The 1,310-nt window shown below is 43.6% G+C and carries 1 protein-coding gene and 2 pseudogenes; 2 read left to right on the top strand and 1 reads right to left on the bottom strand.

The genetic code is table 11. The features are described 5' to 3' along the window. Window positions 1-199 (top strand): annotated as a pseudogene (locus L4B77_RS20005) (IS6 family transposase); the annotation flags it as partial. A 136-nt stretch (window positions 200-335) separates the two neighbouring features. Here the strand turns inward: L4B77_RS20005 and L4B77_RS20010 are convergent. Then, on the bottom strand, window positions 336-1,070 hold the full coding sequence (locus tag L4B77_RS20010; RefSeq protein ID WP_429752616.1) for a hypothetical protein: 735 nt from the start codon (window positions 1,068-1,070) through the stop codon (window positions 336-338). A gap of 116 nt (window positions 1,071-1,186) precedes the next feature. Here L4B77_RS20010 and L4B77_RS20015 point away from each other — a divergent pair. Then, a pseudogene (locus L4B77_RS20015) lies at window positions 1,187-1,310 on the top strand (IS6 family transposase); the annotation flags it as partial.

Consider the following 1,310-nt stretch of genomic DNA (forward strand, 5'->3'; position numbering starts at 1 on the left):
CATTAAATATCTGAACAATATCGTCGAGCAGAGTCACCGTTGGGTGAAGCAGAAAACGCGTCAAGCGCTGGGTTGGAAATCAATGGAAGGAGCCTTGGCAAATTTGCACGGACGAGAAATGTGGACGATGTTGAAACAAGACCAGATAGATGTTGAAGGGCAGACGGCCTTTGAGCGATTCTACGCACTCGCAGTATAATTGTATCTGTAGGGTTGGTCTGCCACGCCTCTAATTCGATTTGCGACAGAACCCCCGAGTGCTTTTCTGGGCCTGCACACTGGTCGGGAATCTGGTTCTACGAGCGAAAAAAACATATCTCCATTCCGCCTGAAGGTTAGTCTATAGCCACGGGATCATAACATTGGTTCAAGCTCGCCTTGTCGAACACCACAATCCATTCGTCATCAACGCTCCAGTCAAAGTTAGTAATATTACAATCTTGAGATGTATTATTATCTGTTACGGTAATGAGGACATCAGCACTCTCTGCTACTTCAGTGACAGAGGATAACGCGCCCTGAGTCAGTCCGCTTTGAACCTGTGTACCGTCAATACTGATGCTGTATGTACTTGCAGTAGAAGAGGTGTCCCTTAAATTCATTACATACAGTGCGACCTTGCCATCAGCCACTTCATCATCGGGCTCATCTAAGATAATCAAGCGAGCTGGATCATCTACGGCATTAGTAAGATCGCCAACCGCAAACACTAACTTATCATCACTAGAAGAGCTAACATTTAGGTCTTGTTCATCCAGTATTGCGTCAGTATTGGCGTCTTTAAGGGCTACTTCTACCTTGTAAGACGGGAGCTCTGCACCTTCATATTGAATAAGTAGACTTTTATTGGTGACTACGCCGTATACAGAACCATCGAACAAGGTAACCTCTTGAGCAAATGGTTCTACACTGTATTCCGCCTCTAAGCTAACCCCAGTGCTAACATAGTTAAATGATTGAAAATCAACATCAAAGTCATTGAGTGAGGACGAATTATCACTATCACTGCCCCCACAAGCTGCTAACAAGACAGACGATGCGACTACCGCCAATTTAAATACCGCCTTCATACTTTTTCCTTGTCTAAAGCAAATCGCTTCTTTGTATAATTATACACGGTTCTGTCGCAAACTTTGAGTCATTAAGTTAAGATTTGCTTCATTTCTATTCATGAGACTGATTCTTAATGTTTAAAGGCTGCCACTTCCCCTCTGAAGTTATTCTCGAAACCGTACGTTATTATCTCGCCTATAAACTCAGTTATCGTGAAATTGAAGAGATACAATTGGAGCGCGGAGTCGTTGTGGATC

The organism is Vibrio minamisatsumaniensis, from assembly GCF_050337445.1.
In the GTDB taxonomy this organism is placed as follows: Bacteria; Pseudomonadota; Gammaproteobacteria; order Enterobacterales; family Vibrionaceae; genus Vibrio; species Vibrio artabrorum.

Coding starts and splice junctions, on each gene's coding strand:
- L4B77_RS20010 (WP_429752616.1), bottom strand. CDS start 1,070: ATGAAGGCGGTATTTAAATTGGCGGTAGTCGCATCGTCTGTCTTGTTA.